This is a genomic window from Methylomagnum sp., from assembly GCF_054333355.1.
Genome location: NZ_JBTEKS010000269.1, coordinates 1 through 5942, shown reverse-complemented (window position 1 = coordinate 5942; position 5942 = coordinate 1). Strand labels below are relative to the sequence as shown.

Genomic DNA, 5942 nt, shown 5'->3' with positions numbered 1-5942 from the left:
CAAATCGGTCAGCGAGGCGTCGATGGCGGCCTGGGGCATGGATTCGTACTCGGCCTCCGACGGCTCCTGCACGATCACCAAGCCACCCCGCTCCCGAATCCGACGCAAACCGTCCGTCCCGTCATGCCCCGCGCCGGACAGGACCACGGCGGCGGCGCGGTGGCGGCGATAGTCGGCCAAGGAATGGAAAAACCGATCAATGGCGGTGGGCGTCCGTTGATGAGGGGGCGGCGCGGCGGGCACGATGCAGCCATCCATCAGGACCAACGCATGGGCGGGCGGGATGATGTAGACATGATCCGGCTCGGGCTTAACCGGCTCGTTGACCTGCGTCACCGGGAGCTGGGTCCGGTTGCCGATCACCTCGGCCAGATGGCTTTCGTGTTCCGGGGAAAGGTGCAGAATGACGACGAAGGCCATGCCGCCGCCCGAACCGAGCCGCTCAAAGAATGCCTCCAGGGCGGGAATGCCGCCCGCGGACGCGCCGATGCCCACAATGGGGAAATCCGGTTCCGTGGGGCTTGAATCAATGGCGGGGGAACCGGGTTGCGGAATGGTTACGGGATTTTTCATGGAACACTATAAGCGCTATCGTAAGCCGGGACCGGCCACGGAACATGGCTCGAACAAGCAACCCGACCGGAGTAATTGTAGACGCGGGGCAGCGGGGCAACATACGCATGAGTCCGCCGCTTCCCCAAGCGTGTAGGGGAAGTTCTGCGGGACGGGTTACGGCTCGAACCGGACGAATGATTCGAGTCGCAACCTTAATGCATTGACCCTAAAAAGTCCGCGCCCATGTTCGCGGGGCGCATTCAACCGGCTGGATTGACCATCTCAGGAGGAGACTTAATGACGCCATTGAAACAGCTTTTCCCGGCCCTCGGGCTGCTGATGTTTTTGCATGTTTCGGCGGTCGGTGCGCTGGGACTCACCGGCGAGTACGGCTATCTCACCGCCTTCCACTGCCAAAGCGACAGCGAAGCCCGGAACCGCATCCGCACCATGGCCCGCGATTTCGGCATCCGCGAGTTCCAGCTTTACGACTGGTTCGCCGACTATTCCACCCCAACCCAAGGCACGCGCTGGACCGACCCGTTTTTCCACAAGCGGGAAATCTGCCGGGCGACGCTCACCACTTATATCGACGAAATCCACCGCCAGCATGGCCGCGCCTGGGCCTATGTGCAGGCGGTCGGGGCCGAGGAAACCACCTGGGCCAACCCGGCCCGCCAGATTTTCCCGCTGATGCACAACGGCGTCTGGCATCGCCACGCGGGCCATTTCCCCTGTTATTTCCTCAACGGCGCCTGGGCCAGACATCAAGTCGCCACCTGGGCACCGGCTATCAAGCAGATGGGTTTCGATGGCATTCACTGGGACACGCTGGGCGCTTTAGCCCCTGACTACGCCGCGGAAACCGGCGGCGTCCGGGATTTCCTCACCACCGCGCAAGGGGAACTGCGGCGCTATAAGCTCAAGCAAACCATGAATTTTGTGGATATGGCGTGGTGGGATATGTCGCTGATATTGGCGACGGTGGAGTTTCCCTATGTGGAGGTATGGAGCGAGGCCAAGCAGCAGGCTTATTTTCAGGCGATGTTTCATCCTTTATTACTGCGGCGAGGCGGAGTTATCGGGTTTTATCCTAGCGCTGCCGTACCACCGGGGCAAACGCCTTCGCAAATCCTGGTCGCCCGCCACCGCGCCGCCGCCGGGCACGGTATCGCTTATATTGCCGTGGCGGATGGGGACCGGCGGGTGGTGAATGAGTATTGGCCGATCACTGAGCGGATTAGTGCGGAAGAGCGGCGGGAATTGGCGGTGCGTGTGCCGCGTTAAGCAATCAGCGTTGCTTGGGTAGACGGTTGATGGATATGCTGTATAGGATGCATTCCCACGCCGAGCGTGGGAACGATTTAATGAGTTAATCGCGGCACCCCTTATCGTAATGGTATAGATACCACAACCCCACCTGAGCGACCTTATTAATCCCACAAGGCGCATCCCTGAATAACAAGCCCCCCGGATCGGCCTTGGCGCGAATCACAAAATAATCGTATTCGCCGCCATTATGTTTATTCCAGTCGAATCGGTCTGGATTCCAATCGAACTCCATGACCCTGGCCGACGGAATTTTCCCCGGCAAAAACGCCACCGGCATCTGGATGAACCCTGCCGCGCTAGGGTCCGTGATACCCCGCTTAATGGCGGAATACCAAGCGGGATAACTGATGAAAGTGGGTGCGATAGACACCGAATCGTCCCTCGCTAATACTATGGACAAGGCCCGTCCGCCCGGCTCCATCATCCCCAATATTTCCCCAAAGCTCCCGGCCTCCCGGTCGATCAACCGGGCATGGTGGGCGACCATGCCAATCCAGGCGAAAGCGATCACAGGCACCAGATATCTCAGGTTTTTTTGATAGCCGCCGATGGTCCGCTTCGGAAAATCCAAAGCACCCAAATAAAACGGCAGGGCGAATAAAGTGAATCTTTGAAATACAAACCCGGTGCCAAACACAAAGCTAGGGACGAACAACAACACCAGCGCACACACTCCCGGAGGAATCAGTCGCCGTTTGGACTTGGCAACTCGGCCACCGGCCAATACCGGAATCAGGAATAGGAATACCCCACTCATAAAACTCACTGGATCGGGTCGAAGGCCAAGCAACCTAGGAATGAAACCGGATATTCTTCCCCAGCCCGGATATACCGGATTACTCCATGTCGCAGTGGATACGTAATACGGATCAATGCTGTTATTCAAGCCCAAATCCCAAAAGGTGACGGTCGCTACGGACATCGGGTGGGCACGAGAAATCGCCACCCAGACGATAGCCATCGGCATGACAGTCAACACAGGCCATGACCTCATGCCCAACTCGCGAATACTTTTCACAGAACATAGCCAATATAGGGCGGCTATCGACACAAAGAATGCGAATATCAAGGCGTGGGAAAAGAACAGTAGATTCATGGCGATAGCCATAATCAAAGAAGATTGCCAAGTCGGTCTTAAGCCTTGCCGACAAACCAGCCCCAGGAATACCAAACCGAGGGGCGCGGCCACCAGAAAATTAAGGAATCCCCATTGATAAGCGAATCCATACAACGCCGGAATACTCAGCCAAGCCCAATAAGGGTCGGCCCCGGTTTCCCGCAGGAAAAAGCGCGTGGCGAGGGGAAACGCGGCGAGCGCCAGCGATACCACCGCCTTGCAGGCCACCACGATCCCGAAGGGATAAGCCAGCGCCGCGATCATGGAATAGCCAAATAGATAAGGCGTGAAAAGATTGACCCTGAAATACTCGGCGAAGGCAAACGTGGGGTCGCGCAGATTAATCAATAAAGCCACTTGGGCGGCATGTTGCGGGAGGTCGACCATGGGCGGAAACTCCGGCAGCCAAACCGGCAGGCCGCAGCATAGGCAGGCGAACATGAATAAAGCCATTTCGGCGGAAAGACTGGTTTCCCTAGGAATGGCCAACTCGGACTTGGCGACGGACATGTGGATAAATCCTCCTTGTATCCAAGTGGTGGGTATTGCATACGGATAACACCCCTCCAAGGGATGTTATCCGTTCATCCTTCAGGCGCTGATGGAGCTATGGGATTCTACACAAGCCATCTCGCCCAATCATACGCGGCATATATACCCCTTTCGTGGGAGAATTAATTGCGTGACAGGCCATACCTAAAACAATAGGAAGGGAATTATGCAATGAACGCATAATCCTGTGGGTTTGAGATGAAACATACTAGGTGGCGGTTTGCTCATCACCCCGCCCACGGACCAAATCTATTGGAACACGCCGCCCCCCAACAGCGTAAAATCGGCCCTTTTTCATCACGGCCCACCTTCTCATGTCCCTTATCTCCCTACGCGACATCCATCTCGGCTACGGCCACCCCCTGCTCGACGGCATCAGCTTCTCCCTGGAAAAAGGCGAACGGGTCGCCCTGGTGGGCCGCAACGGCACCGGCAAATCCACCCTGCTCAAGCTCATCGCGGGCGACATCCACGCCGACGACGGCGACCTCGCCTACGCCGACGGCTGCCGGGTGGCCCGGCTTGAGCAGGAAGTGCCGCTGGACACCTCCGGCAGCGTGTTCGACGTGGTGGCGTCCGGGCTGGGCAAGATCGGCGAGGCCGTCCGCCGCTTCCACCATCTTTCCCATCACCTGGGCGGCGACGCGGACCCGACGGCGATGATGCGGGAAATGGAGGAATGCCAGCACATCATCGAAGCGGCGGGTGCCTGGGATGTGGAAAAGACCGTGGAAAACCTGCTCACCCGGCTGAGCCTGCCCATCGACGCCGACATCGCCACCCTGTCGGGTGGACTCAAGCGCCGGGTGCTGCTGGGCAAAGCGCTGGCCTCGCAGCCGGACGTGCTGCTGCTGGACGAGCCGACCAACCATCTGGACCTGGACGCCATCCTGTGGCTGGAAGAATTCCTACTGAACTGGCCGGGCACGCTCATCTTCATCACCCACGACCGGGTGTTCCTGCAAAAACTCGCCACCCGCATCATCGAGCTTGACCGGGGCCGCTTGACCGATTTCCCCGGCGACTACCCGACCTATCTGCGCCGCAAGGAAGAATTGCTGGACGCGGAAGCCAAGATGAACGCCGAGTTCGACAAGAAGCTGGCCCAAGAAGAAGTCTGGATTCGGCAAGGCATCAAGGCCCGCCGGACCCGCGACATGGGCCGGGTCAAGCGCTTGGTGGAGATGCGCAACGAACGTGGCGAGCGGCGGGTCCGCACCGGCCAAGCCAGTATGCAAATCCAACAGGCGGAGCGCTCCGGCAAGCTGGTGGTGGAAGCGGAAGGCGTCGGCTTCGCCTATCCCGAGCGGACCATCATCCAGGGCTTCTCCACCACCATCCTGCGCGGCGACAAGGTGGGCATCATCGGTCCCAATGGCTGCGGCAAGACCACCCTGCTGCGCTTGATGCTGGGGCAGATGGCGCCGACCTCCGGCAAAATCCGCCTGGGCACCAACCTGCAAATCGCCTATTTCGACCAATACCGCGCCACCTTGGACGAGGAGGCGTCGGTCATCGACAACGTGGCCCAAGGCAGCGACCGGGTGACGGTGAATGGCCGCAACACCCACGTCATCGGCTATCTACAGGATTTCCTGTTCACCCCCGACCGCGCCCGCCAGCCAGTGAAATCGCTGTCCGGCGGCGAGCGCAACCGGCTGTTGCTGGCCCGCTTGTTCACCCAGCCCGCCAACCTGCTGGTGCTGGACGAACCCACCAACGATCTGGACGCCGACACCCTGGACCTGCTGGAAGAACTGCTCATCGACTACAGCGGCCCGGTGCTGGTGGTCAGCCATGACCGCGCCTTCCTGAACAACCTCGTCACCAGCGTGCTGGCCTTCGAGGGCTTGGGCCAAGTCAACGAATACGTGGGCGGCTACGATGATTGGGTGCGGCAACGGCCCGCCTCCGGCATGGCGGCGCCCTCCCCCGCCAAGCCCGCCGCCGCTGAGAAGCCCGCGCCCGCCAAGCCGACGGCAGGCAAGCCGAGAAAGATGAGCTTCAAGGAGCAGAAGGAATTGGAAAGCCTGCCGGGGAATATCGAGAAGCTGGAGGCCGACATCGCCGCCCTCAACGCCGAGATGGGCAAGCCGGGGTTTTATCAGCAGGCCAAGGACGCGATTTTGCGGAGCCAGACCAAGTTGGCGGAGATGGAAAAGGCGCTGGAAACGGCTTATGGGCGGTGGGAGGAATTGGAGGCGTTGCGGGAGGCGGCGGGGGGCTAGAGCATTTTCAATTCAGGTGTACGGGCTGTAGGGTCTGTGGGAGCGGGCTTTAGCCCGCGACAGCCACGCGGATCGTGGACTAAAGCCCACTCCCACCACCGTATACTCGATTCAAAACAGATCTAAAGCCAATGGCGGTGTCAAGCCTCTCGCCAGTG

4 protein-coding genes are annotated in these 5942 nt (G+C 59.6%); 2 read left to right on the top strand and 2 right to left on the bottom strand.

What is annotated here, in order from left to right; all coding sequences use genetic code 11:
• Nucleotides 1-573, bottom strand: a 573-nt coding sequence (locus ACXWUF_RS16730; RefSeq protein ID WP_458495780.1) for a chemotaxis protein CheB, incomplete at its 3' end; no start/stop codon positions are given.
• A gap of 279 nt (nucleotides 574-852) precedes the next feature.
• Here ACXWUF_RS16730 and ACXWUF_RS16725 point away from each other — a divergent pair.
• Nucleotides 853-1842, top strand: a complete 990-nt coding sequence (locus ACXWUF_RS16725) for a glycoside hydrolase family 66 protein (RefSeq protein ID WP_458495779.1) — start codon at nucleotides 853-855, stop codon at nucleotides 1840-1842.
• A gap of 85 nt (nucleotides 1843-1927) precedes the next feature.
• Here the strand turns inward: ACXWUF_RS16725 and ACXWUF_RS16720 are convergent, their stop codons facing one another.
• Nucleotides 1928-3232, bottom strand: coding sequence for a hypothetical protein (locus ACXWUF_RS16720; protein ID WP_458503312.1), 1305 nt, complete (start codon nucleotides 3230-3232; stop codon nucleotides 1928-1930).
• Nucleotides 3233-3870: 638 nt separating this feature from the next.
• Between ACXWUF_RS16720 and ACXWUF_RS16715 the strand changes: the two genes are divergently transcribed.
• Complete coding sequence (locus ACXWUF_RS16715; RefSeq protein WP_458495777.1) at nucleotides 3871-5784, top strand: ATP-binding cassette domain-containing protein; 1914 nt, start codon at nucleotides 3871-3873, stop codon at nucleotides 5782-5784.
• Nucleotides 5785-5942: the final 158 nt, after the last annotated feature.

Coding starts and splice junctions, on each gene's coding strand:
- ACXWUF_RS16725 (WP_458495779.1), top strand. CDS start 853: ATGACGCCATTGAAACAGCTTTTCCCGGCCCTCGGGCTGCTGATGTTT.
- ACXWUF_RS16715 (WP_458495777.1), top strand. CDS start 3,871: ATGTCCCTTATCTCCCTACGCGACATCCATCTCGGCTACGGCCACCCC.